23 protein-coding genes are annotated in these 25,819 nt (G+C 55.3%); 11 read left to right on the top strand and 12 right to left on the bottom strand.

The window, feature by feature from the left end:
- The first annotated feature begins 3 nt into the window (after nucleotides 1-3).
- The 9 genes from R2K26_RS11260 to ant(6) all read left to right on the top strand — a co-directional run bounded on the left by R2K26_RS11260 (nucleotide 4) and on the right by ant(6) (nucleotide 10,422).
- Nucleotides 4-507, top strand: a complete 504-nt coding sequence (locus tag R2K26_RS11260) for a GNAT family N-acetyltransferase (RefSeq protein ID WP_316521164.1) — start codon at nucleotides 4-6, stop codon at nucleotides 505-507.
- Nucleotides 508-767: 260 nt separating this feature from the next.
- A complete protein-coding gene (gene trkA, locus R2K26_RS11265; RefSeq protein WP_316521166.1) occupies nucleotides 768-2,132 on the top strand; it encodes a Trk system potassium transporter TrkA in 1,365 nt (454 codons plus the stop codon).
- 15 nt (nucleotides 2,133-2,147) lie between these two features.
- Nucleotides 2,148-3,605 carry a TrkH family potassium uptake protein gene (locus R2K26_RS11270; protein WP_316521168.1) on the top strand — a complete coding sequence of 486 codons (1,458 nt, stop codon included), beginning with the start codon at nucleotides 2,148-2,150 and terminating at the stop codon, nucleotides 3,603-3,605.
- A gap of 127 nt (nucleotides 3,606-3,732) precedes the next feature.
- Nucleotides 3,733-5,685 (top strand): SH3 domain-containing protein, encoded by a 1,953-nt coding sequence (locus tag R2K26_RS11275; protein ID WP_316521170.1) that lies wholly within the window; start codon nucleotides 3,733-3,735, stop codon nucleotides 5,683-5,685.
- A 34-nt stretch (nucleotides 5,686-5,719) separates the two neighbouring features.
- A complete protein-coding gene (locus R2K26_RS11280; RefSeq protein WP_316521173.1) occupies nucleotides 5,720-6,517 on the top strand; it encodes a hypothetical protein in 798 nt (265 codons plus the stop codon).
- Between the two features lie 11 nt (nucleotides 6,518-6,528).
- Nucleotides 6,529-7,611, top strand: coding sequence for an acyltransferase (locus tag R2K26_RS11285; RefSeq protein WP_316521175.1), 1,083 nt, complete (start codon nucleotides 6,529-6,531; stop codon nucleotides 7,609-7,611).
- Between the two features lie 223 nt (nucleotides 7,612-7,834).
- The gene (locus R2K26_RS11290) at nucleotides 7,835-8,944 is read left to right on the top strand and encodes a hypothetical protein (protein ID WP_316521177.1); all 1,110 of its coding nucleotides are present in this window, start codon (nucleotides 7,835-7,837) and stop codon (nucleotides 8,942-8,944) included.
- Nucleotide 8,945: 1 nt separating this feature from the next.
- Nucleotides 8,946-9,464 (top strand): GNAT family N-acetyltransferase, encoded by a 519-nt coding sequence (locus R2K26_RS11295; RefSeq protein WP_316521180.1) that lies wholly within the window; start codon nucleotides 8,946-8,948, stop codon nucleotides 9,462-9,464.
- Between the two features lie 100 nt (nucleotides 9,465-9,564).
- Complete coding sequence (gene ant(6) / locus R2K26_RS11300; RefSeq protein ID WP_316521182.1) at nucleotides 9,565-10,422, top strand: aminoglycoside 6-adenylyltransferase; 858 nt, start codon at nucleotides 9,565-9,567, stop codon at nucleotides 10,420-10,422.
- A gap of 258 nt (nucleotides 10,423-10,680) precedes the next feature.
- Here the strand turns inward: ant(6) and R2K26_RS11305 are convergent, their stop codons facing one another.
- The 11 genes from R2K26_RS11305 to R2K26_RS11355 all read right to left on the bottom strand — a co-directional run bounded on the left by R2K26_RS11305 (nucleotide 10,681) and on the right by R2K26_RS11355 (nucleotide 21,998).
- Nucleotides 10,681-12,036: a peptidoglycan-binding protein gene (locus tag R2K26_RS11305; RefSeq protein WP_316521187.1), complete on the bottom strand. Its 1,356-nt coding sequence runs from the start codon at nucleotides 12,034-12,036 to the stop codon at nucleotides 10,681-10,683.
- A 4-nt stretch (nucleotides 12,037-12,040) separates the two neighbouring features.
- Nucleotides 12,041-12,508 (bottom strand): carboxypeptidase-like regulatory domain-containing protein, encoded by a 468-nt coding sequence (locus tag R2K26_RS11310; RefSeq protein WP_316521190.1) that lies wholly within the window; start codon nucleotides 12,506-12,508, stop codon nucleotides 12,041-12,043.
- Between the two features lie 133 nt (nucleotides 12,509-12,641).
- The gene (locus tag R2K26_RS11315) at nucleotides 12,642-13,352 is read right to left on the bottom strand and encodes an N-acetylmuramoyl-L-alanine amidase (protein WP_316521193.1); all 711 of its coding nucleotides are present in this window, start codon (nucleotides 13,350-13,352) and stop codon (nucleotides 12,642-12,644) included.
- 106 nt (nucleotides 13,353-13,458) lie between these two features.
- Complete coding sequence (locus R2K26_RS11320; protein ID WP_308449301.1) at nucleotides 13,459-13,908, bottom strand: phage holin family protein; 450 nt, start codon at nucleotides 13,906-13,908, stop codon at nucleotides 13,459-13,461.
- 138 nt (nucleotides 13,909-14,046) lie between these two features.
- Nucleotides 14,047-14,493, bottom strand: a complete 447-nt coding sequence (locus tag R2K26_RS11325; RefSeq protein WP_316521196.1) for a sigma factor-like helix-turn-helix DNA-binding protein — start codon at nucleotides 14,491-14,493, stop codon at nucleotides 14,047-14,049.
- Nucleotides 14,490-14,720 carry a hypothetical protein gene (locus R2K26_RS11330; protein ID WP_316521198.1) on the bottom strand — a complete coding sequence of 77 codons (231 nt, stop codon included), beginning with the start codon at nucleotides 14,718-14,720 and terminating at the stop codon, nucleotides 14,490-14,492. Before R2K26_RS11330 ends, R2K26_RS11325 begins: the two co-directional genes overlap by 4 nt.
- A 200-nt stretch (nucleotides 14,721-14,920) precedes the next feature.
- Complete coding sequence (locus tag R2K26_RS11335) at nucleotides 14,921-17,992, bottom strand: FtsK/SpoIIIE domain-containing protein (RefSeq protein WP_316521201.1); 3,072 nt, start codon at nucleotides 17,990-17,992, stop codon at nucleotides 14,921-14,923.
- A 23-nt stretch (nucleotides 17,993-18,015) separates the two neighbouring features.
- Entirely contained in the window at nucleotides 18,016-18,525 is a 510-nt protein-coding gene (locus tag R2K26_RS11340; RefSeq protein WP_316521204.1) for a hypothetical protein, read from the bottom strand.
- A gap of 10 nt (nucleotides 18,526-18,535) precedes the next feature.
- A complete protein-coding gene (locus R2K26_RS11345) occupies nucleotides 18,536-19,660 on the bottom strand; it encodes a hypothetical protein (RefSeq protein WP_316521206.1) in 1,125 nt (374 codons plus the stop codon).
- Between the two features lie 124 nt (nucleotides 19,661-19,784).
- Nucleotides 19,785-20,804 carry a hypothetical protein gene (locus R2K26_RS11350; protein WP_316521209.1) on the bottom strand — a complete coding sequence of 340 codons (1,020 nt, stop codon included), beginning with the start codon at nucleotides 20,802-20,804 and terminating at the stop codon, nucleotides 19,785-19,787.
- A gap of 246 nt (nucleotides 20,805-21,050) precedes the next feature.
- Nucleotides 21,051-21,998 carry a helix-turn-helix domain-containing protein gene (locus R2K26_RS11355; protein WP_316521211.1) on the bottom strand — a complete coding sequence of 316 codons (948 nt, stop codon included), beginning with the start codon at nucleotides 21,996-21,998 and terminating at the stop codon, nucleotides 21,051-21,053.
- Between the two features lie 165 nt (nucleotides 21,999-22,163).
- Here R2K26_RS11355 and R2K26_RS11360 point away from each other — a divergent pair, with 165 nt between their 5' ends.
- On the top strand, nucleotides 22,164-23,021 hold the full coding sequence (locus R2K26_RS11360) for a hypothetical protein (protein ID WP_316521214.1): 858 nt from the start codon (nucleotides 22,164-22,166) through the stop codon (nucleotides 23,019-23,021).
- Nucleotides 23,022-23,039: 18 nt separating this feature from the next.
- On the opposite strand, the gene R2K26_RS11365 is transcribed toward R2K26_RS11360, so the two are convergent.
- On the bottom strand, nucleotides 23,040-23,621 hold the full coding sequence (locus R2K26_RS11365) for an N-acetyltransferase family protein (protein ID WP_316521217.1): 582 nt from the start codon (nucleotides 23,619-23,621) through the stop codon (nucleotides 23,040-23,042).
- Between the two features lie 325 nt (nucleotides 23,622-23,946).
- Here R2K26_RS11365 and ftsH point away from each other — a divergent pair, with 325 nt between their 5' ends.
- Nucleotides 23,947-25,758 carry an ATP-dependent zinc metalloprotease FtsH gene (gene ftsH / locus R2K26_RS11370; RefSeq protein ID WP_316521220.1) on the top strand — a complete coding sequence of 604 codons (1,812 nt, stop codon included), beginning with the start codon at nucleotides 23,947-23,949 and terminating at the stop codon, nucleotides 25,756-25,758.
- The last annotated feature ends 61 nt before the right edge of the window (nucleotides 25,759-25,819 follow it).

Raw genomic sequence — 25,819 nt, forward strand, 5'->3', positions numbered from 1 at the left:
TTTATGCAAAGCTTTACGCTCCGTCCCGCCGATTGGGAAGACCTGCCCGCTTTCAAACACATCGCGCGCACAACGCTGACCGAAGATATTTCGGCACTTTTTGACCCGAATAAACTGCTCGAAGATAAAAAGGTCGGGTTCGAGTACATCATGGCCGCAGAGCAAAACGGCGAAGTCGTCGGCTTTTGCTGCCGCTACGCCTGCCGGGATGCCGACACCCCGTACTGCGCGGAAATTTTCTCGCTGTGCGTCCTTCCGAAAGCGCAGCACAGCGGTATTGGTCGCGCTTTTGTAGAGGACGCCCTCGCCATCCTCTACATCAGCGGCTTTAAGATCTGCAAGGTCTGGCTGCCCGCCGGAAACCGCCGCGCCCGCGAATTCTTTGAAGCCGCCGGCTTTACGCGCGACGGCACATCTCGCGTCGTGCAGTGCGGCGAAGCCCCGCATCTTTTTTACCGTTACGAGCACCCCCTCACGCGCCCGGACAAAAAATATTACCGATCGTAAAAAGCGCAGCCGTGTATTTAACACACCGGCTGCACTTTTACGTGGATTCCATCTTCCCGCAGACTTTCTACAAACTCGCCGAAAGCCGCCCCGTAAAAACGGACAAAATGCCACTGTACAATATACCGCTTTGGGTGTATACTACCCATGTATGCCCATGGCGATACAAAGGGGAAACGTGTCGTCCCGGGCGGAGTATTACGTGTTTAGGAAGTTTTCGGTTCGGGATATACCGAAAGCGGTTCGAGAAAGGAAAAAAAATGAGGATCATTATTGCCGGTGACGGAAAAGTGGGTCTTGCGCTTACGCGTTTGCTCTCACAGGAGGGCCACGACCTTGTGACCATCGATTCCAATCGGGCGGTTTTGGAACGGGATATGCAGCAGTTCGACGTCATGACCGTGGTGGGCAACTGCGCCACCATGGCCACGCTGAACGAAGCGAAGGTACAGCAGGCAGAAGTGCTCATCGCCGCCACAAGCGCCGATGAAATCAACCTGCTGTGCTGTCTTACAGCAAGAAAAATGAACCCCACGCTGCACACCATCGCGCGTGTGCGCAGCCCTGAATACAGAGAACAGCTCTACATGATGCGCGGCGAGTTCGGCCTTTCGCTCATCATCAACCCGGAGCGCGAGGCGGCAAAGGAGATTTTCCGTCTTCTGCAATTACCGGGCTTCTTAAAGCGCGAAACATTCGCAAAAGGCCGTGTAGAGATTGTCGAGCTGCGCGTTTTGGAGCGCAGCCCGCTCGAAAACGTCATTTTAAATCACCTGCCGCACGTGCTGGGCTGCAAGGTGCTCGTCTGCGCCGTCATCCGTGACGGCCACGCACTCATTCCGTCCGGCGATACCATGCTGCGCCGCGGCGACCACATCTACGTCACCGCGCCGGTCACGGTGCTTTCCTACCTCATGAAGCGCCTCGGCATCACGCAGAAAAAGATCCGCCACGCCATGCTCATCGGCGGCGGCCGCGTCAGCTATTACCTTGCGCAAATGCTCATCGGCGCGGACGTCCATGTCAAGATCATCGAAAACAACCCCCAGCGCAGCGAACAGCTCGCACAGATGCTGCCGGAGGCGGCGGTCATCTGCGCAGACGGCGCCAATCAGGAAATTCTGGAGGCGGAGGGTCTCAACGAAACGGACGCTCTTGTCACGCTCACCGGCATCGATGAGCAGAACATCATCACCTCCATGGTCGGCAACGCAAAGGGCGTGCCGCATATTGTCACAAAGGTCAATCGCATCATGACGACCGGCATGGTGGAAACGCTCCCCATCGGCAGCGTCGTCAGCCCGAAGGAGCTGTGCAGCGCGAATATCGTGCAGTATGTGCGCGCCATGCAGCACCAAACGGGTGCCGCCGTCACGCTGCACCGCATTGCAGACGGCCGTGCCGAAGCGCTGGAGTTCATCGTCAATAAGCAGTCGAAGTATATCGGCGAGCCGCTGAAAAACCTGCGCCTGCGCTTAAAGAAAAATATTCTGATCTCCTGCATCACACACCACGGCAACACGGTCATTCCGGACGGCGAATCATACTATCAGCTCGGCGATACCGTCATCGTCGTCACCACGCGCGAGCAGCCGGTTTTGCAGTTCAACGACATTTTTGTGTAAAGGAGCGGCTGCACAATGAATGTTAAAAGTATCAGCCGCACCGTCGGCTTGATTTTGCTCATCACGGGCATTTTTCAGCTTTTCCCGCTGCTCATCGCCGTCATCGATCACGAGCCGAGAAATGTACTCGCCTACATCGAGTCGCTGTGTCTCATTCTGCTCGTCGGCAGCGCGCTTTTGCTGTTCAGCCGCGGCGGCAACCGCATGTTCTCCGCGCAGGAGGGCTTTGCCGCAACGGGTCTTTCGTGGATTTTTATGTCCGCGTTCGGCGCACTGCCGTTCTTTTTAAGCGGCCAGATCCCGAGCTACGTCGATGCGTTTTTTGAGATGGTCTCCGGCTTTACAACGACCGGCGCGTCTATCCTGACGGATGTTGAAGCGCTCTCGCGCTGCAACCTTTTCTGGCGCAGCTTCAGCCATTGGCTCGGCGGTATGGGCGTGCTCGTGTTCCTCTTGGCAGTCGTGCCCGGCGCGCGCAAAAACGGCGGCACCGGCATCTACCTCATGCGTGCGGAAAGCCCCGGACCGAGCGTCGATAAATTAACGCCGCACCTGCGCCAAACCGCTATGATTTTATACGGAATCTACATTTTGCTTACCGCGCTGTGCATTGTGTGTCTTTTGCTCGGCGGTATGCCCGTGTTCGACAGCTTCTGCATCGCGTTCGGCACGGCCGGCACCGGCGGCTTCGCCATTAAAAACAGCAGCATGGGCGGGTACAGCTACTTCCTGCAAACCGTCGTCACCGTGTTCATGTTCCTCTTCGGCGTGAACTTCAGCCTTTATTACATGCTCTTGCTCCGCAAGTTCAAAGCGGTGTTCAAAAACGAGGAGCTTCGCCTGTATTTCGGCATCGCCGCAAGCTCCATCGTTCTCATCGCCATCAATATCAGCCGCATGTACAATACGGTCTACGAGGCCGTGCACCACGCGGCGTTTCAGGTCGTCAGCATCATGACCACAACGGGCTACGGCACGGTCGATTTCGAGCAGTGGCCGGCGTTTTCCAAAGCAATCCTGCTTTCGCTCATGTTCATCGGTGCCAGCGCAGGCAGCACGGGCGGCGGTCTCAAGGTCTCCCGTGTTTTGCTCCTGATGAAGAGCATTCGCCGCACCATCCGCAAGGCGCTCCACCCGCGCCGCGTGCAGCCCGTTTATATGGACGGCCGCGCCGTCAGCGAAGAGGTCTGCGACAACGTCAACGCCTATCTCGCCATTTACTGCGTCATCCTCGTGCTCAGCTTCGCCGTCATCTCGGTGGACGGCTTTTCCATCGGTACCAATTTCTCCGCCGTCGCGTCCTGCTTCAACAACATCGGCCCCGGCTTTGAGCTTGTCGGCGCCACACAAAATTTCAGCATTTACAGCGATCTCTCGAAGATTGTCCTTTCGCTCGATATGCTCCTCGGCAGACTCGAGATTTTCCCTCTCCTGCTCCTCCTCAGCCCCGACACCTGGAGCCGCAGAAGATAACTTTTTGCAATAAATTTGCACGGATAAATTGCATCAAACGCTAAAATGCGTTATAATCAAATCAGCTTGTAAAGATCTGCATTTAAAACAGATCGAACTCAGGGTTTTTAAGGATAGGTGAAAACAAATGCAATACAGAAAACGTATGATCCGAAAGGGTACGGCGCTGTTACTTTCCGCGTTGCTGCTCGCTTCGGCAATGCCGTTTGCGGTCTCTGCGGAGGAGGTCTCCGCCAAAACGACGGAATATGTCAATTTCCGCACCGGCCCCGGTACAAATTACAGCTCTAAGGGCGTCATTCCGTCCGGCACCGGCATCACCGTAACGGATACGAGCAATTCCGAGTGGTACGCCGTGCGCCTCTCTGACGGCTCCACCGGCTACATTTACGCCGAGTACATTTCCGTTTCCGGCAGCAATACTACCGAAGACGGGGAGGTAAATGCTAAAACCACTGCGGATGTGAACTTCCGCTCCGGCCCCGGCACGAATTATAATTCCAAAGCCGTTATCGGCTCCGGCACCGGCATCATCGTTACCGATACGAGCAATTCCCAGTGGTACGCCGTGCGCCTTACAAACGGCTCCACCGGCTATATCTATGCGGAGTATATCCGCATCACGGGCGATGTCGGCATGCCGTCCGCACCGGCAGAACCAACACCTGCACCTTCTAACCCCGAAGCGGAGCAGACTGCGAAAACGACGGAGTACGTCAATTTCCGCACCGGCCCCGGTACAAATTACAGCTCCAAGGGTGTCATTTCCCTCGGCACCACCGTCACCGTGACGGATACGAGCAATTCCCAGTGGTACGCCGTTCGCCTGTCTAACGGTTCCACCGGCTACATTTTCGCGCAGTATTTGAAGCTCACGGGCAATACGTCCGCGCCTACGGCTACGCCCGCGCCGTCCGACCCGGCAAATGAAAAGACCGCCAAGACAACGGAGTACGTCAACTTCCGCACGGGCCCGGGCACAAATTACAGCTCCAAGGGTGTCATTTCCCTCGGCACCACCGTCACCGTAACGGACACGAGCAACTCCCAGTGGTATGCCGTCCGCCTTGCTAACGGCTCCACGGGCTACATTTTCGCACAGTACATCAAAATCACGAGTACACCGTCCGCAACGGCAACGCCTGCGCCCACACCGACCCCCGCGCCGTCCGATCCGTCTAAAGAACAGACCGCCAAGACAACGGAATACGTCAACTTCCGCACGGGCCCGGGCACAAATTACAGCTCTAAGGGCGTCATTCCATCCGGCACTGCGATTACCGTAACGGATACGAGCAACTCCCAGTGGTATGCCGTGCGCCTTGCTGACGGCTCCACGGGCTACATTTTCGCACAGTACATCAAGATTACTTCCGCTACCGCAATGCCCGCGCCTACCGAGGCCCCGGCAGACGGCACCGTCCGTGCCAAGACCACGGCAGACGTCAACCTGCGCAAGGGTGCAGGCACAAATTACGGCGTTATCCGCGTTGTCGGCAATAACACCGCCGTCACGGTCACGGAAGCCACCAACACCTGGTATAAAGTAAAACTTTCCGATGGCACAGAGGGTTACCTCTATGCCCAGTATGTCACCGTCACCTCCGGCGACATCAACAGCGTCAAGAAAGAGGAGACCACCGATCCCTCCACGCTCACCGAAGCCGAACAGAAAGCAAAAGCCGTCCTCGATACGATCGGCTGGGACCTGCGCGCGGCCTACAACTGGTCCGCACACGCGCTTCCGTATTACACGCTCGGCCCGGAGGTCACCGGCAACAGCGTTCATTCCGAGTGGTACGCAAACTTCGGCTTTGACAATCACAAGGGCAACTGCTACGTCATGGCAGCCACATTCCAGAAAATGGCAAAGCTGCTCGGCTATGATGCACACCTTGTTGAGGGCTACATCCGCACGTATAACGGCCGCGGCCGCCACGGGTGGGTTGAGATTGACATGAACGGCACCACCTACGTGTTCGACCCGAACTTCGAGTACGGCGGTTACGGCAACGGCTACCAGATCAACTACGGTATGTCCGGTACGTTCAAGTATATCGACTATGCCCGTGTAGATTAACGGCAAACCCTAAATCGGAAAGGAAATTTACCCCATGTACAATAAAATGAAAACGGGCGCGTTGGCGTTCGTCTGCGCGGCGCTCGTGCTTTGCGCCGGCTGCTCCGCTGCGGAGAATTCGTCTTCCGCAGAGGCCACACCGTCTCCCATCGCAGCCCCCACGGCTACGGCAGAGCCCACCGCCACACCTGTTCCGGAGCTGAAAGTCGTCGGCGAAAAGTCCGACAGCAAAGATACCTTCTGCGTCACGCTTGAAAACGGTACAAAGCAGGAGATCACCGCCGTGTCCGTTAAGACCGGCAGCGAGGAAAAGTTCCCGGAGAGCATGATGAAAAAGGGCGAGACCCTCGCAAAGGACGAAAAGTTCGAGCTTTACTACACGCCCAAAGCGGAAGAGGAATCCTCCGGTTCCGGCGACGAATATTTTGTCTCCCCGCGCTATGATGTGCAGCTCACCCTGAAGGACGGCAAGACCTACGTTTTGCACGGCTTCCCGTTTGAAGATATCAAAGAAGGCACTGTTCTTTTAGAGGATGACATTACCTACATCACATACACCTCCGTTTCCACGAAGGAAAAGATCGATACCAAAGAAGCGGAGCGCGCCACAAAGGAAGCGGAAAACGGCGAAGTTTCCGTACAGACCGAAGAAAAGCCCGCATCTGCGGCAGAGGTCGTTACGGAAGAGCCCACCTACGAAGAACCGTCGTATGAAGAGCCCTCTTATGAGGAGCCTTCCTACGAGGAACCGAGCTATGAAGAACCCGCTGCCCCGGAAAACCCGGATAACGGCGGGCAGGAAGGCTGCGTGAACGGCGCGCTGTTCAACTGATGAGCCGCCACATGAGAGCGGAAGCAGGGACTTCCGCAAACAACTCCCGCGTCTATTCGTTCTCTTATCTGCGCGCTGCGGCGTGCCTTGCCATCGTGCTTCTGCACACGGTGTTCTGTGCCGTGTCGCTTTTCCCGGAGGAAGCATCTGCCATGCAGGCCCTCCTCTCCAACATCGTCGTCAACAACATGATGTGGGCAGTGCCGTGCTTTTTGATGGTTTCGGGTGCGCTGCTTTTAAACCCGGAGCGCCCCGTCACGGTGAAAAAATGCCTCACAAAGTACATTCCGCGCATGTTCATCGCGCTCGTCGTGTTCTGTCTCCTGTTCCGCGCATTGGAGATCCTCGTCAATCATGAGTCCGTCAATGCCGAAACGCTGCTTTCGGGCTTTTATGAGATTTTCTCCGGCACCTCGTGGTCGCACGTCTGGTATCTCTACCTCATGATCGGCATCTATCTCCTTTTGCCGTTCTACCACAAAATCGCGTCAAACAGCACGGCAGGGGAGCTGCGCTACCTCATGATTGTCTACGTCATCTTCCTGTCGCTTGTGCCCGTTTTAAAAACGTTCGGCATCTCCGTCGGGTTTTATATCTGCGTTTCTACCATTTACCCGTTCTACCTCTTCTGCGGCTACGCATTGCGGCAGGGCGTGTGGCGCGTGAATCGCGGGCTTGGCCTGCTGTTTCTCCTCATCGGCACAGCGACGGTCGTCCTGTTCACCGTGCTGAAAGAAAACGGCACCATAAAGGCCGCAGGCGTGTTCTACAGCTATTCTTCCATTTTTGTCATTCTCCAGTCCATCGGCGTGTTCACGCTGTTTGGCTGCGCGGCAGACAAAACCGGCGCACCGCGAAAAGAAAAATCTCCCGGCGTTTTCGGCAAGTTCGTTTTGGAGATTGATAAATGTTCGTTCGGCATTTATCTCATCCACATGATCTTTGTGCGCGGTATTTTAAAGCACACGAAGCTCCACCCCTACGGCGCAGGCAGTCCGTTTGTTTTGATCGGCCTGACCCTCGGCATCTTCCTTGCCTCGTTCATCCTAACGTGGATTCTGAAGAAGATCCCCGGGGTTAAGAAAATCCTGTAAACGAATTTGGAGGCACACTTTCTTGTGAAGTGTGCCTCCATTATCATATCGGTCGAAGACGGCTATATTAATTTCCCCCCAAATGGAAATATCATGCCGCATACATACGTGGTATATCACAGTTTCACCCTAAAAAGGAAGAAATTGCAAAAGAATACGCGCTTTTTGCTTGACATTTTTGTGTTTTTTCCGCTACAATCAAAGAAAAAGGGGAGGCGCTGCCATGTTCATCAAGTCCCGTATTCTGACTGCCCTCGATTGCATGCCCGTCGTCGCTTGCCTTTTGTGCATTCGGTATCTGGAAAAAACGTTTTACCCGGGGCATTTCAGCTCCGGAAAAGCGGCCGCCGTCACGCTTATTTTAGTGTTTTTAATGGCGTTTTTATACTACCTCGCGGCCTTTACGGAGGAGCTCGGTCGCCTGCTTTGCGGGCTTTTAACGGGCTACAAGTTTTCGTCCTTCTCTTTCGGTCGGTTCACACTCGCAAAGCAAAGGGGAAAGCTGCGCCTGTGCCGCACATCATCCAAAAAGCTCAACTGCATCATGGTGCCGCCGCCCATGGAAAACGGACGTTTCCCGTATAAGCTCTATTACCTCGGCGGCAGCATTTTCAACCTGCTCCTCGCCGCCTGTGCCGCGTTTTTGGCCGTGCGGTTTCGCGTAGTGCCCCTCGCGCTTTGCGCAGCCGCAGAAGCCGCGTTTCTCTTCTTCTGGTCGGCGCTTATAAATTTCATCCCGCTGCGCACGGAAAACTACATCAACCACGCGTGCAGCGCCGTCATGGCCGGCAAAACGGAAGAAAGTCTTTCACGTTGCCACGCAAAGTTAAACCGCCTTGCTGCCGAGCTCTCCGGCGTGCGTATGCGCGATATGCCGAAAGACTGGCTTCACATGCCGCGCGATTATGAGCTCCGCATGGCAGACGGCGCAGAGGAAGCGTTTCAGCTTCACTGCAAACGCATGGATGAGCACCGTTTCACGGAGGCTTTAGAGATTGCCGACCGCATTTTCGCGCAGAACACAGAAGGCCCCTTCCCATTGCAGGGCGATCTGCTCAATAACTGTGTTTACCTCTGCCTCATGGAAGACAAGTCCGCCGCAGGCTATAAAACGCCCGCGTGGGAGCTTTTTCGCTCGCACAATGGGGGAAACCTCGCTGCCCTGCGTACGGAGTATGCTATGGCGCTTCTGTATGGGAACGACGCCGAAGCCGCGCGAAAAATCCGCCTGCAATTCGAGCGCGTCGCGCTGCGTTATCCCGCTCTCGCCGATGTCGAAACCGAGCGCGAGCTCATGGAGCTTGCCGCCGAAAAACACCGAAAGGAACCTTGATATGTCCGCACTCCACATGGAAAAGATCACGGAGCACTCTAAAGATTTTCACCGCACCGAAAACCTCTACGTCCGCGCGTTCCCCGCAAACGAGCGCACGCCCATTTGCGGTCTCATGCGGCACGACGGCCACGATTTCGTCGGCTTCTACGACAAAGACGAAAACTTCTGCGGCTTTGCAAGCCTGCTCACCTACGGAGACATCACGCACATTCTGTATTTCGCCATCGATGAGCAGTATCGCGAGCACGGCTACGGCAGTGAAGCGCTAAAGCTCATGCACACGCTGTACCCGAAAAACCGCTTCATCGCTGACTTGGAACTCGACATCCCTACCGCCGAAAACGAGCCCCAGCGCCACCTGCGCCGCGCATTCTACCTGCGCAACGGCTACACCCCGTCCGAGGTACGTTACATCTGGCAGGGCGAGCAGTACGAAATTTTAGTCAACAGCGGCACCATCACAAACACAGAATTTGAAAACTTTTGGGATCACTTTCCCAATGATGAAGATCGGTGATCTTCATCATTTGTGATCACGGACAACTGATAAAAACATACAGACTTTAACAAAACGGTCCGGATCGTTTTTGATGCAGACCGATAAAAAGGAGCTCGCCATGACCCAAAGAACCCCCGAAGAAATGATGAATCTCATCCTCTCCCGTGCCGAAAACGACGCGCACATCCGTGTCGTCGGCATGGAAGGTTCGCGCACAAATCAAAACATCCCGAAAGACCGTTTTCAGGATTTCGATGTCACCTATTTTGTCGATGACCCCGCGCTCTACACCAAAGACGACACATGGGTAAATGTCTTCGGCGAGCGCCTCATCATGCAAAAGCCCGAGGACATGGAGCTTTTCCCCGCCGTCGAGGAGGGGTACAGCTTCTTGATGTTCTTCACGGATTACAACAAGATCGACCTCACGATTTTGCCCCTCACCGCGCTCGAAGACTATTTAAACGGCGACGGCCTGCGCGAGATTTTGCTCGATAAAGACGGTCGCGTCGAAGAAAAGCCCACCCCTACAGACAAAGAATATCACATTCAAAAGCCCGGCGCCCGCAGCTTTGACGACTGCTGCAACGAGTTCTGGAATATCACGACATATGTCGTCAAGGGCCTCTGTCGCCGCGAATTGTTATTCGCCATTGACTTGCTCGCAATGATGCGCAATGAACTTCTTCGCATGCTCTCGTGGCAGGTCGGCAGCGCATACGGCTTCACGTTCAGCGTCGGCAAAAACTATAAATTCATCAATCAATATCTCCCCGCAGAGCAGTGGCAAGCGCTTCTTTCCACGTATCGCACGGATTCTGTGGAAAACACATGGCGGTCGCTTTTCACCTGCCACGAGCTCTTCCGAGATGCCGCTAAAAATTTCGCTGCAAAATACGGCTACACCTATCCCGATTACGACGAAAACGTCTCCCGCTACGTCCGCGATATGTACGCAGAATACGAAGCAAAATAACGCCTTTCCCCCAAAAAGTCTGCAAAATTCCCCGAAAATCGCCCGCCGCAACTCAAAATTGCGGAAATTCCAAGTTGACATGGTGGCTTTTCCCACGGTTTTCGTATAAAATGAGCCCTGTAAAGTGCCGCCCTTACCCTCTGCGGCATCCTCATCCTCATCCTCATCCGCGAATACATCTTTATCGGCAAAGAGTAATAGTTAGGGCAAAATAAAAGCACGCAGGCTTAAATTCCTGCGTGCTTTTTCATTTTGTCACTACGGAGAAAGCCCGCTAAGCCGCAGCAAAGCCTGCCACGTCAGCGGCCCTACGACTCCGTTCACGTCTAACCCTTCGTGCGCCTGCACGGCCTTCACGGCATTCTCCGTTGCCTCGCCGAAGATCCCGTCTTCCGCGACCTGCGGGATAAATGCGTTTTGTGCCGCTGCGCGGTTGATGAGCGATTGCAAATCTTCCACATCCGCGCCTGTACGTCCCCTGAGGATTGCCCGCCCGGGGTAGATAAGACGACTTACGGATTTCCCGTTTTCCGTCGCCATCGCCCGCGTGTCGCGGTAAACGGAAAGAAGCATATTCACGCTTTGCCGGTTGAGTACGCCCGTCGGCTCCAGTCCGTACTGCGTTTGGAAGGCCGTGAGCGAATTTTTCGTTCGTGCGTCAAATACGCCGTTCATTGCGGGCAGGGGAATGGAATTGTCAAAATACGCAATGATCGTCAGTAAGTCCTGCATCTGTTCCACCGCCGTGCCGCTGTCGCCCTCTTTCAGCTCCGGCGGGTAGAATCGCTCGGCCTCCTCGGGCGTGATGCCCTCGCTCATCAGCTCGTTTAATTGCTTGATGCCGCTGTATATGAGCTTGATTTTGTACCATGTCGCCTTACCAACCACGCCGTCTGGCGTTAAATTGAAAATTTTCTGGAACGCCCGCACCGCATTTTCGGTCGGCAGGTCGTAATACACGCTGATCTGCGGAATGCGCGGAATTGCCGGGTAATTGTCGCCGATGCGGTTCAGCTCTCTTTGCAGCACACGCACACTTTCGCCGATGTTCCCAAGTCTTAACGCCACGCCGGGGTATGATTCCTCGTTGTTCCCAACAGGTGCGTTGAACACAATGTTGATGTCATCGCCGTAGAAATGCTGTAAAATCTCATACGGCACAAGCCCTTGCCGCGCTAATCCCACCGTGCCCCACTGCGAAAGCCCCGGGCATGTCGAGGTCGTGCCGTTGCAGTACTGCGTAAAATACGGCTGCACCGTGCCTTGCTTTACGACATAATCGTTGAAAATATTATCGACGATCTGCGAGATGTTTTCAAAAATATCGCGGTTCAAAATAAACTTCTGATCGTACTGCGTTGTCGAGGTGATGTCAAAGTCATACCCGCGGCTGCGGTAATACTCCGTGTAAATGCGGTTCATTGCGTAAGAAATCTGCGCCAGAATATTCGCATGTATCGCGCTTTCCGGCCAGTTCGGGTAGATCTCGCTCGAAGCAACGTTTTTAATGTACGCCGCAAACGGTACGCGCACATTCTCGGCCGGTTGGTCCGGTAGCCCAAGGTGCACCGTGATGTATTCCGGCACAACGGGCGTGTCTATATTGTTCGGCATAGCATCACCCCTCACCGACCGCCAAAAACTGCACCGGCTGTATCGACGTCACACCGGGGAAAACAGGCACCGCGCGGTAAATTTCCGTGCGGCATCCCGGGTGGCTCACGCGTATGTCGTAAAGCGCATACGGCATCTCGCCCGTCGGCGACTGCGCCAACGCGTTATTCGGCGCGGGCAGCAAAATGTCGCCGAAAACACCGCTCTCGTCCGTCACCCCGGCAGAAAACCGCCGCGTGCCGTCCGCAAAGTCGTGCGTCACAAGTACCGAAGCGCCGGGGACGGGGAATGTCCGCTGTCCCGCATACGCCTGCACGCGCAGCGTGCCCGTTTTGGAATTTAGCTGTTGAAACACCTCAAACGTGCGCGCCTCGGGTGAGAGATCCTGCAAAGGATCGCGCCCCGCGCCGCCCTCCGGCGGATTTTCAATCGGCGCGTTTTCCGCTATGTTCTGCTTGACGTCTCTGTCCATAAAGTCCCTCCTTTTACCTAACCCCAGTATAAGCGGCAGAGGGGAAAAGAGTGCCCACTTTCGTTCGAGTAAATCTGCCATTGCAGCGCATAACGTCACATTTGAAATGTATAATTTGTGCGCTGCAATGAGTTTAAGCCTTCTTCACCCAGTCGAGTGCAATCCAGCCGCCGGCCTTTAGTCTGCCCCAGCCTTTATCGGATCCGGGGCCGCTGCGCTCTTCAACGATTGTGTAGCGCAGCGTATCTTTGATCTGCCCTAAAATGCCGTAGTTCGTGTTCGGACCCTTGCGGATGTTGAGCGCATCGCGGCAATTTTTGCGGATGAGATAGGGGGTAAACTTGCTCGCGACGGGCGCTTTTGCCGGCTCCATATAGCGTTTCACCATGCTCAAAAAGCGCTGCCAGCCGCGGTCGAGCGTCCTGTGCGGGCAGTACTTGCCGTCATAGTCCCGGTGCTTTGTCACCTTATCGATGCCCCAGCCGTACTTTTTGAGCAAACTCGCGGTGAACTCGGCCGCATTCTGCTCGGCCTTATCGAACTTTTTACCGCCCGATTTGGAATAACAAATTTCAATATGGATGCCCTCCATGTTGCCCTTGCCGTGCCCGTCGCCGCTTGCCCACGCGTTGCGGTTTTCCGGGATGCCCTGCACAATGTTTACATCGTCCACTGCGTAGTGAAACGAGATCTCAAGGTCGTTATACCGCATGTAGGAGATCTCATTTGCGGCGGGCGCATCGTTTGCCGTGTTGTGGATGACAACGCGCGTCGGTGTGCGGGTGTACGGGCATTTAATGGCATATTTGTCCTTTGGCACAAGATTTTCTTTGATTGGTACCATAGCTCCTCCTCACGCTTTTGCGCCCCGGATTTTGACCTTGCTGCTCTTTGTGCCAAGGCTCAAAGGGGCCTCGGCATGATAGGCATTGCAGTTTTTCAATCTCATTTCATGTGTCATGTTCGTCTTCCTTTTCGTTCACGGTGCTTTTCAGGCGAGAGAGTAACCGATTGAGGCGAGGAAAGCCCGGCACACCGATGGCGGCTAAGTTTTCCAGCACCGAGATGAGCTCGTTGATGATGAGCCAAACGGTGACGAGCAGGCCGCAGAAAAGCTCGATGTGCAGGTCGATGCCTGCCTGCTTCAGTGCGCCGTGCAGCAGGTAATCCACCGCCGCGCCTACGGCGACCATGGCCATATAGCAAAGCTTCTTGAGAATACCCTTCACGCCGATGCGCGAGCTGAGCTGTGAGAAAATATAGGCTTTTGTCATGCCGGTGAGGTAATCGAGCACCATGGCAAAAAACAACACCAAAAGCGGCTGCGTCAGCATACCAAAGTACGAGGAAAGCCCTGCCAACACCACGGTAAAAGCGGTTTTTAACATAGTCGGTTTCATAAATTCCAAATAAACTCCTTTTCAAAGTCTCCGTTTTCACCGCGGTACGGCACGGCAAAACGGGCGGCGTCTGCCGTGCGGAGCAGATGCCGAAATTCAGGAAAAGAAAAGAGACCCCACGACTTTGCCGCGGCAGTCTCAAATTCTTTTGACAAGAGGAAGTGTGCGCGGAGAGGATCCCCGCTTTTTAAAGGGCGAAACGGCGGAAAGCGAAACGCTTTCAATCGCCTTTCGGTGCAGCCGCCGCATGTGGCGGTCCGAGTAGTGCATGCGCTCTGCAATCTCCTTGAGGTCGAGCGCACAGATGTAGTGCTGTGTCAAAATCTCACGCAAAGCGGCACTTTCCACCGTGTCTATGGCGGCTTCAATTTCTGCCTGCCTTGTGCAAAGCACGCGTATGGCGTCTTTTGCTGCGCATATCGCGTGCTCTAAGTGAAAAACAAGGTCGGTGTTTCCTTCCAAAATCAGCGCTTCTTTGCGCGCTGTCAGCCGGGTGAGCTCCGCCCTGCGTACACGGAGGTCGAGTTCCGTGTAGCGGTAGGCGGATAAAAACGCCTTCACGGCGTTCAATTCTGTATCGGTCAAGACTGCACGACCTCTCGCAGGCGGTCTGCAAACTGGTCTGAAAGGGAATATATGTTCTTCACTTCTTCACGGTTCGGCAGCCCCGTAAATTTCTGCACGCTGCGGCGCACGGAGGTGCTTTTCGCGCGGTGCGCAGATTTCGCTACAAGAGAGATCAAGAAAACCGCACCCTGTGCAAGCGCGATCAACAGGCAGGAAACGGCAATACTAAAGAGAAACAGAATCATAAAAATACCCCCATCCGAGTTTCGCTTGTGCGTTGATGCATGGTACAGACGGTTCTGTGCGGCATATCAGCGCTTTACGAACATTTGTTTCTTTGCTATCTCGTATTATAAACAAATGTTCGTAATTTGTCAATCGAACATTCAAAGATTTTTTCGGAAAACGAGGTTTTAAAGGGCAGGTGTCTGTTTTTTGCGACACCTCAAGGAGATTTGAAAAGATGTCCTTGACAAGAGGAAAAGGGCTGAAACAGCACGACCTTACCCCATTTTTCCGTATCCCGATTACAGTAATACGCGTGGATGCTGTCCTTTTGCGGGACGTCAAAGGCTGTTGCTGTAATGCGGGCGGTATCGGGCAGGGCGGCACGCAGATTTTCGCTGTCGCCGACGGCTGTAATGTGGATGGGCGCAAGCGCCAAAATCTGGGGCAGCTCGCTGCGCACGATTTTGCACCGGCGCTCAAACACGACGGAAAGGCGGCTGTGTGCGACGGCGTTTTTGAGAAGCGCCACATCCGCGGAGGGGCGCAGTGTGCCGAGCGGCTGGGTGAATTCTTTTTCCGCGCTCATCTCCAAAAACACGTTGACGGCGCGGTTTTGACCTTCCCGAAGCTGACGGGAAAGCGCTTCTCTCTGTGCGGCAAGTGTGGTATAAACCGTGGCGGTTTCCGGGCAAAGCCGCAGCAGCGGGTGGCTTTCCACGCAGAAAACATGCAGCGAAAGCCCTTCCTGTTCCGCAAACCGCACGGCGCTGCACAGCACAGAGACCGGCACGCGCAGGTCGCTGCCCGTGCACAGAATGTGCGTGCCGTTCGGTGTAAGCGAGACAAAGCCGTCGTCTTTTAAGCTATCCGCATCGGAAGCGGCGCGGTCCTTATGCAGGCATACGGAGTCGCCGAAGGTGACTTCGCCGTGCGGGAGTGCGCTCGGTGCAGCACGGGAGGCGGCGTTATACCGCAGCCACGCGGTTTCGCCCGTGCCGTTTACGCGTGGCAGCAGGCTGCACATGCGCCCGATGAGGTCATCCCCGGCGTAAAAGCATTGCGCGGAGACGGTGGCGCGCTCGGTTTGGCCCGCTTCGTCGTTTAAAAGCGCGTGGCCGGTTTTCAGCAGCACGGCAGCCGCAATGCCGGTGTTTTCGCGCCCAGTATCGACCGCGCGGTCGCTGAAAAGGCGGCGGGCGGCGGTAGGCGGGCAGCGGAAAACGAGGCGTGTGGAAAAGTGGTCCTTCAGCTCGGCCGTGAACGTGTTGCGCGCGCTTTCGCTTACGCCGCGCTGGCTCGCCATGATGAGGTGCACGCCGTAGGTGCGCCCTTTGCGGACAAGCTCGCTTAAAAGCGCGGCAGTCTCTGTGTTGCCCTCAAAAAGCGACTGGTATTCGTCAATCATAAGCAAAATGCGCGGCAGAATTTCGGACAACGCACCCGTTTCGCGCTGCACGGCGCGGTAGGTCTCGTACTTGCGGATGAGGCGGCCGGTCTCGGCGGAGAGCGCCGTAAAGCAGGTTTGGCGGCGGTGCAGCTCCGAAACGTAGTACCGAAGAAAGGATGCGGCGCAATCGGGGTCATCGTTTTCAACGACGGCTTCGACTGCGGGCAGGCGCGATGCGCCGTAAAGCGCGAACTCCGCGCCCTCTTTGAAATCGGCAATGGCGAGCTTCACTTCGCCCGGCGTGTAGTTTGCGAAAATCTGCAAGGCAACGGTATGCAGAAGTGCGCTTTTGCCGGAGTTTACATCGCCGATGACGAGCGCATACGGCTTTTCTTCCGTAAACGCAAGCGTGACGGGCTGACGAGTGACATCGCTTTGGCCGATGGGAAGGAAAATGCCCGCTTCGCTGCTCTTTTTCTGCCAGCCTTCGGCATGCGGCAAACGGGCGTTGAGGGGCAGCACGGCGGCTTTTTTAACCTGCGCGGTGACGGCAGAAAGCGCTGCTGCGCGGCGGGCGGGGAGATCCTCCGGCGGGACGGTGAAAACGTCTTCGGAGATGTAAATTCCGTCGTTTTTTGCGGTGCAGCACGCGGCGTTTTGCACGAGCGCGGGAAATTTCTGTTGAAAACCGTGCGGCAGGGAGATCGCCTTGCGCACGGAAACGAGCACACGCACGCAGGTGTTGGCGCGCATGAGCCGGATGAGATCTTCCAGCATCTGCTCCGGGATATTCTGCTCCATGTTTTCGATGAAGACGTAGTGCATCGAGTTCGGCGTATTTTCTGCGGCGGCGCGACACAAGGCTTCTATGCCGCGGGTAAATTCCTGCGTGCTGCACCAAATTTCCGCGCGGCCGCTCGGCGTAAACGCGGCGAAAACGTCCTTGTACGCATTGCCGCAGTGGGCGGGATCTGCAAGGTGCACGACGGCGGCAGGATCGCTTTTAAGCAGATCGAGCGCCAAACTGCAAAAGAGCGCGTGCGGGGCGGTGTTATCCGTTAAAAACAGCACGCTGCGGTCGAGCTTTGTACAGGTAAACGGCGCTGCAAACATTTTGCCGGAGGGGAGCGCGATGCGCAGCGTGCCGAGGGAAAGCGGGGCATGTTCGGCGTTTTCGGCGAAAATTGCAGCGCTTGGCGGTGTGCAGAGCACAGCGTTTGTGCGGGCGATTGCGGCTTCGGTATCGACCTTTAATTTTTGCAGAATCTCCGCGCGGCGATTGGTACATTCGGCTTCAATCTGCCGCGTTTTGCGCGTGCAGACAGCGCGGGCGCGGGCGGTTTTTTCGGTAAACGCGGGCGCGTTTTCTATGGCCTCCGCGCAGCGGCGCATGTGCGCGTAGGCGTCGAGGATGGGCATGTAGAGCGATTTGCGGAAATCCGGAGAAACGGAGCCGATGAGCCCCGCGGCGTCCGGCAGCAAAAACGCGTTTTTGATTTTCTTTGCGCCGGCTTGAATGGCGGAAAGCGCTTTTTGCATGCGTGTAATGAGTGCTTCCGCGCACACGTTTGCGGTGTTGTACGGCTTTTGCATGGCGGCGGAAAAATACTGCGGCTGCATGCGGTGAAAGTGCGGATCGAGAATGTCGTTCATCGCAATCTCGGCGGCGGAAATCAGGCTTTCGGCATCGCCTTTAAGTGTGTCGTGCTCGTGCGCGAAGTCTTCTAAAAGCTCGTCGGTTGCGTCCTGTACGGCGCAGACGCGGCGTTCTCTGTTTTGGTCGTTCAGGCGCAGCGCGGTGCGGGTCTCCGCTTCCATGCGGCGGAGCGTTTCGTGCAGCGCGGAAAGCGAAGCGGCGGTGCCGTTTAACGTGCGGAAAACGGCGGAAAACGGTGCATTCATGGGAAAACTCCTTTTCGAAAAATTTAGCCGAACGCCATTTTGACGAGCCCGACGATGCCGAGCACGAGCACGGCAAGCGCGAGCGCCATAAGGATGGGCGCGGCCATGAGTACGAACACGGCGGCGGGCGGCGCAAAGCAGCAGACGGAGACGGTGCAGAGGTAGGCAAGCACGTTATAGCGGTGTTTTTTCGCGCCCGTTTTGCCGTAAAGATAGATGCAGAATACGGTTAGGATGATAACGAGCGCTTTGGCGTGCTCAAACACGAACTGCTGTACGTAGTCTTCCAAAAAATCGAGGTGCGCGGGCGGGGTGAACGCTGCCTGCATCTCATGAAACACGCAAACAGCAGCAAAGACGGAAGCGGAAAGCGCGAAAAGCCAGTAAACGAATTGGCGCGCAAAGCTGACTTCGGGGGTGTCCTCGGCGGTGGTATCGGCAACGGCGGGGGCTGCGGTGTGCTGTGTGCGGCTGCGGTGCTCGGCTTCGCGGTCGTGGATGGTGCCGTCTTCGGCAATGTAATAATCCGGCATAAGAGCCTCCTTATCGGAACGGTTCGGGGTCGTCGTCATCGGTCTCGGCGATGTCGCCGCCGAACAGGGCATCGAATTCTTTTTCGGCAGACGCGGGATCAAGCGGCTTTGGGCGGGCGGTCATGGCCAAAAATCGTTGCGCGTCTTCAAGCCGTTTTTTGCGGTCTGACGCGGAGGGCTTTAGCTTCTCAGCATCAAACCCTGTCGGAAAAATCACGCCTGCGGCGGCTTTTTGCAGCTCTGCTTCGCGGCTATACAAAAGCGAAACGAGGATGGAAACGGCGGAGTACAGCGTTTCTTCGAGTGATGTAGGAACTTCCAGTGCGGAAAGGGCCATTTTTGCGCACAGACCCTCCGGGCGGCGGCCGACGAAGAGTGCGCCGGACTTTACGGAATCGTTTTCCGCGTTGCAGATCTGCGCGGCGGCGTGCAGGTAGCGTGGATCAAAAACAAGGGCGTTGCGGCCGGGAAACAGGCGCAGGATGAAAAAGGTCTTCTCATCATTTAAGGTGACGTGCAGCTTCCAGCGGCGGTGCGCGGCCAGAAACTCGTAGAGGTAGCACGCGCCGGTTTCATCGGGCGCATGTTTTGCAAGCACGGTAAAGTGCGTTTTTTGAAAATATTCCTCCATGAGGGGCAGAAAATCTTCCGCGTGGGACGGGGCGGGAGACGGAATGTGGATCTCCTGCGGCTCCGGGAGCGCCTCCGGCAGTACGCCCGCGCTGAGCGAACGCAGAGCGCTGATGTGCGGCGTGAGTGCGGCGAACGCGGTGCGCTCCAAAAGCTCCAGTGTGGCGCGGGAGACGGGCGCGTGCTCAAAGGCGACCTCCGTGCGGTAATAGACCTCGCACAAATTGGATTCTACACACACGACGCCGACCTCCGGCGTGATGCGCTGGCAGTAATCGGCGACCATCGGCACGTAAGACGTGCGGACTAAAATGCCGGGGTAGGCGCTTAAAAGCAGAAAGCCGAGCTCTTTATCCACGCGGGCGCAGAAAACGAGCGAGGTGCGGCCGTCCGTTTTGCGGTACAAAAAACCGGGTTCCTCGTCGAGCTTTTCAAAGCTGTCCGCGGTCTCATCCAAATATGTTTTGAGCATTTCGTAGGTTTGGGTGCTGTTTTGTGTAGGCAAAGTAAAAACCTCCTTAGATCCGTTTGTTTTCACCTTTACTACGAACGGCGCAGACGAAATTTTGAGCGCACAAAAGAAAAATGCCCTGTTCTTTTCACAGAACAAGGCATTTTAAAGCTTAAATTTAGTTTTGCGTCGGTGCGGAAGCGGTCTCTGCGGTGTTTAAAACGTGCTTTACAAGGCGGTGCGTTTTGAGGTCGATGGGATTCTGCGGGTTTTCGCACAGCTGTACGTAGCAGCGCTTTAAATCATCCGCGTAGCTTTGGAACGTCACAAGGTCGAACGCGCGCTGGCAGCACGTGAGCGCTTCTTCAATATCGGCCTTATTGCGGTAATCGCTTTCAATGACGAGCGCTGTTTTGGCGAGCGCCAGACGGTAGCTGAAGTAGCCCATGTGCTCGGAATTCTGCTCGGCGGCAGAGAACGAAAGTCCCTTTTGCGCAATGCGCAGGATGAGGTCGTATTCAAGGCTTTTCTTCAGAATTTCCGTAAGGTACAGCTTGCAGCAGTTTGCGGCGTTTAAGGGCTGCGGGCGGCCGTTTGCGGTGATTTTCTCAAAAATGACGCGGCGCAGGACGTTTTCGGCATCTGCGGTGCGGTTTTTGTCGAGCAGCACGGTGGCTTCTTTCATGTAACCACGCTCATCAAGCGGGAAAATACGCTGAAAATCACGGCAGACGGAGAGCGCTTTTTCAAAATACGCTTCGGTCTGCTCCGGCGGGCAGCACAAGGCGCGGGTGCGGCAATACTCGGCGGCGTCTTTAAAAAGCCGCGGCTCGTTCCAGTTTTCGCGCCCGAGGCTTTCGGCTGCGGCAAGATAGGTTTCGCCGTCCGCGCCGCTGCGGGCGCAGGTATTGAGCGTGATGGCGAGTAACGTTGCGCTGCGGGGATAGATTTTAAGTGCAAAATCACACACGCGCAAAGCGTCGAAATAATCGCCGAGCGCCTCAAAGCGGTCGATGAGGTTGTTGAAATCGCCGACAGTGCCGGTGATGTGGTTGTTTTCATCCGAGACGGCATCCGCAAGGCTGCGCATGAACGCGGCGTTGCCGTGCCCGCCGTGCTTTCTGAGCAAAGCGAGCGCTTCTGCGGCGGAGCAGATATGCAGTGTGTTTTGGGCGATAGTTTTAACAGGGGTTTCCATGTGGCTTTGCACCTCTTTTTATATGGGTTTGTTTGTTTTTGAACGGCTCTGGGAGAGCCGTTAGGGGAACCCCTTAATAGGGTTCCCCTAAACGGAACAGTCCACCGGACTGTTCCGTTTTCCCCTCCTGATTTTTTGGAGGCAAAAGGGTTTCGCCATTTGCGAATGGCGATTCAGGGCATTGCCCCGAGACCCCACGACCTTTTTGAAAAAAGGTCGATCAAAAACTTTATTCGTCGTTTGCGGTCAGAAATTTTCATTCAGCAGTTCAATGACATCGCAGGTTTCCGCAAGCATTTTGAAATTCCGCTCGCCGAGCAGGGCGCAGAGAATGACGAGTGCGACGCCGCGATGAACGTTGTTTTCTTCGCTGCACCGTTGCCACAGGTGGTAAAGCTCGCTTAGCTGCGGCGAATTTTGCAGCACGGCGCCGAGTGTGGTCTCAATCACGCTCGGAATCAGCATACGCTCCAAATACGTTTTGCAGTTTCGTGTAAGCTCACGCCCGCGCCAGCCGCTGTCGTTTTGAAAATCCTGCTTTAAGTCGAGGAGCAGTTCGCTTGCACCTTCGCCGCCATACAACGCTCTGCGGTCGCTTTCTTCGGGGTATGTGCACAAAATGCGCGCCCAGATGCTTTCGGGTAAAATCCAGCTGTAAAACGCGTCCTCGGCGACGGTGTCGGCTGAGCCGGGCTCCAAGCTGAGCGGCGGAAGCTTTTCAACATGGCCGACGGACTGCAAAAACCACGCTTTTTTATACATACTGTCGCCCATAAGCAGCAGATAGACCGTATCGAGCGTGAATTTCGGGGCGCTTTCCGCAAAAACGGGCGGCAGGCTTTCGCATGTTTCTTCGGTTTTGGCGGCTGTGGGTTTGACTTTTTCGACGCTTTCCGTAAACGCGTAGCCGATGCCGGTTTTGGTGGTGACGGCGCCGTTTAGCCCGGCTTTTTTCAGCAGGCGGCGCACGGCGGAGACGGTATCGTAAATGAGGTTGCTGACGTCCGAATCGACATCATACCCCCACACATGCGCGGTGATCTGCTCTTTTGTGAGCGTTTGCCCGGCGTTTAAGACAAGGTAGTGCAGCAGGCGGTTTTGCTGTGCGGTGAGGTCGATGACCGCTTTATCGTTTTTTAAAGTACCGCCCGTGGCGTTATACGTGACGTTTTGGATTTTATAAAGCTCGTCCACCGCGTTTCCTCCTTTTTTATGGATAACCCGATTATAGCATTGAATGTGCGGTTCTTCAACGCTGTTCGGCGAAAATCGAGAAAAAATCGAGACCGTTTCGGGATAGTACCGAGAACCGTTTTTTATCCTTAAAGCACAAGAAAAACGCTTTAAGGAGGAACGGATATGGCAGCGAAGGTATTTGAAAAGAGCGCGGAGGAAACAACGTTCCGCGCGGTTTTAAAAGAAGTGTACGAAAGCGGAAAAAACAGCGTTGCTGTGCTGTGGGCGGACGCGGCCCTTTCCGCACGCTTTCAGGAAACCCTGTATGCGTTTCTTTTAAAGGACGTTTTGGGCAGTGCTGCGGCGGGTGTAAAGCTGCGCGCACTGTGCGCTTTTTGCGGCGGCGAAGCGGAGACGGCGCAGACCGAATACACGCACGAGACGTTCATCGGCCTGATGAGCCCCATTACAAAGGGCGAAAACAAGGGCGCAGTGCGCCTTGATTTATTTTTCAAAAAGGGGGAGGCGCATTTTATCCCGACGCTGTTCGCGTATGTGATGAATAATATCCTCGGCGATCGCTTTAAAAAAGCCGTGCCGGACAGCTTAGACCGTGAGCTTGAGGGAGAAGACGGCAGCATGGCACTTGGCGCGAGCCTTGCGGGTGAAGAAAACACGGAGCGCGAGGTGCTGGGCGAGATGATGAGCGCCGACATGGTGCAGGCCGTGTACGAGACGCTGCACGACCGCCCGGACGAGCTTTTCGCCTTTGCACACAAACAGAGCGAGGGCCAGATGGACTGCAGAACGCTTATAAAGACGCTGCGCCGCCTGCGCACGCCCGAAAAGGTTTATCTGGATGCGATGGCGCTTCTGGGCGCTGCGGCGCAGAACAAGGCAGAGTGGGACGAAAAAGCCCTCTTACGTTTGGAACGCATTTTAAAAATGGACGATTGCCGCGCCGCCGCGGAGCTTTCCGCCTGCGCAAACCGCGCGAAAACAAGATTGAAGAAGTCCGCAGCGCTGCTTGCCATGCGGTAAGGTATGGGGTGCATAAAATCAATGCGCGTTTGGGTCGGGTGCATCGGTCAAAAAGCGGACGGGGGCAGGGGTATCGGTGTGCGTGCCGATGCACTTTTCCATCCAGATCATGTCGTACCAGCGGCCGAATTTATAGCCGCATTTTTTGAATATACCGACCGTTTTGTAGCCGAGGTGTGCGTGAAAATCGGCACTGTTGTGGTTTAGGTACTCGTCCTCCTTGTCAATATAGCCGATGCAGGCGTAAAGGTTTAAAATGCCCATATCTTTGAGGCGCTGCTCCATGGCTTCGTAGATCTTTCTGCCGAAGCCCAGTTTTTTGGCGGTGCGGTCAAGGTAAACGGTCATTTCGCATGACCAATCGTAGGCGGCGCGGCCGATGAATGAGCCCGCGTAGGCGTAGCCCATGACCTTGCCGTCCGCTTCGAGGACGATGTACGGGTAGCGCAGCGTGATGTTTTTCATGCGGTGTCGGAACTCTTCGAACGACGGCACGTTGTACTCAAAGGTGATGGCAGTGTTTTTTACGTAATAGCTGTAAATTTCCAGAAGGCGCGGTGCGTCGGAAAGCTTGGCGTCACGAATCAAAACAGTGCTCATGAAAATACCCCCTAAAAGCTCAAATACAAATCGTAAATTTGGAAAAAGCATAGCACCGCCGGGGTGAAGTGTCAACCCGGGCGGTGCTGTTTTGTGGCAAGGACGATATTTTCTCGGGAGTTTTTGCCGGCCTTGCCGAGAAGCGACTGATTATGACCGGAGAGGAGCGCTGCCCGCGGGAACGGTGCAGGAGAATATCCGCGTGCTTTCATGATTTGTTCACGAAAAGTTGGAAATTTTGAGATTGACTTTCCGCCAAAAAACGCATAGAATAGGCTAAAATAACATCGCGCCTATTTTAATCGCGCGCGAGAGGAGAGAGAACATGAACGAAGTGAAAACGCCGAAAAAGCCGCTTGTTTTTTATTACGGCATTGCGATGGTCGTTTTGCTGCTTTTAAACATGCTGGTGATGCCACTGATTACACAGCACCAGGTGGAAGAAGTGGACTATGGCACGTTCATCAAGATGACGGAGAACAAAGAAATCGGCCAGGTGGAGATTGAAGACAACCAGATTTTGTTCACAAATAAGGACAAGAGCAAGATTTATAAAACCGGCCTTTTGAATGACGACGGCCTTGTACAGCGCCTTTACGATTCCGGCGCGGAATTTTCCGGCGAGATTGTGGAGCAGATGTCCCCGCTGATGAGCTTTATCGTGAGCTGGGTGCTGCCGGTTGTGCTCTTTGTGGTGCTGGGACAGCTTTTGTCGCGGCAGCTCATGAAGAAAATGGGCGGCCCGAACGCCATGAAGTTCGACATGGGCAAGAGCAGTGCGAAGGTGTATGTGCAGTCTTCGGACGGCATTAAGTTTGCGGACGTTGCGGGCGAGGACGAAGCGAAGGAGAACCTTTCCGAAGTTGTCGATTACCTGCATAACCCGAATAAATATAAAGAGATTGGCGCTTCCATGCCGAAGGGCATTTTGCTTGTGGGCCCTCCGGGAACCGGCAAAACAATGCTGGCTAAGGCGGTCGCCGGCGAAGCGAACGTGCCGTTTTTCTCCATGTCCGGCTCGGAATTTGTCGAGATGTTCGTTGGCATGGGCGCATCGAAAGTACGTGACCTCTTTAGGCAGGCAAAGGAAAAAGCGCCTTGCATCGTGTTCATCGATGAAATCGACGCCATCGGTAAAAAGCGCGATAATCAGCTGAGCACGAATGATGAGCGCGAGCAGACCTTAAATCAGCTTTTGACCGAAATGGACGGTTTTGAGGGCAACAACGGCGTTATTATCCTTGCCGCGACGAACCGCCCGGAGTCGCTTGACCCCGCCTTGACGCGTCCGGGTCGTTTTGACCGCCGCGTGCCGGTGGAGCTGCCCGACCTTGCGGGCCGTGAGGCGATTTTGCGTGTACACGCAAAGAAGATTAAGGTTGCACCCGACGTTGACCTTGCGAAGATCGCGCGCATGGCTTCCGGCGCTTCCGGCGCAGAGCTTGCGAACATTGTGAACGAAGCTGCGCTGCGCGCCGTGCGTGACGGCCGTGCTTCCGCAACGCAGGCCGACCTTGAGGAGAGTATCGAGGTTGTTATTGCGGGCTATCAAAAGAAAAACTCTATTCTCACAACGCGCGAAAAGCTCATCGTTTCGTACCACGAAATCGGTCACGCGCTGGTGGCGGCGAAGCAGACGAACTCTGCGCCGGTGCAGAAGATTACAATTATTCCGCGCACGTCCGGCGCGCTGGGCTACACCATGCAGGTGGAGGACGGCGACCATTACCTGATGAGCCGCGAGGAGATTGAAAACAAGATTGCGACGTTCACGGGCGGCAGAGCCGCGGAGGAAGTCGTGTTCCATTCCGTTACAACGGGTGCATCGAATGACATTGAGCAGGCGACAAAGCTTGCCCGCGCAATGATCACGCGCTACGGCATGAGCGACAACTTTGATATGGTCGCGCTGGAGACGGTGACGAACCAGTACCTCGGCGGCGATGCTTCACTGGCGTGCAGCGCCGAAACGCAGGCAGAGATCGACAGGCAGGTGGTTGACCTTGTGAAGAAGCAGCACGCGAAGGCGGTGCAGATTTTACAGGAGAACCGCCCGAAGCTCGACGAGCTTGCAAAGTTCCTGTACGAGAAAGAGACCATCACCGGCGAAGAGTTTATGGAGATCTTGAATCAGTAAAGAATTTATATAAAACGAAAGCGCACAGCTTCTTTTCGAGGCTGTGCGCTTTACTTTTTGA

Source organism: Neglectibacter sp. CSJ-5, assembly GCF_032490475.1.
GTDB lineage: Bacteria > Bacillota > Clostridia > Oscillospirales > Acutalibacteraceae > Hominenteromicrobium > Hominenteromicrobium mulieris.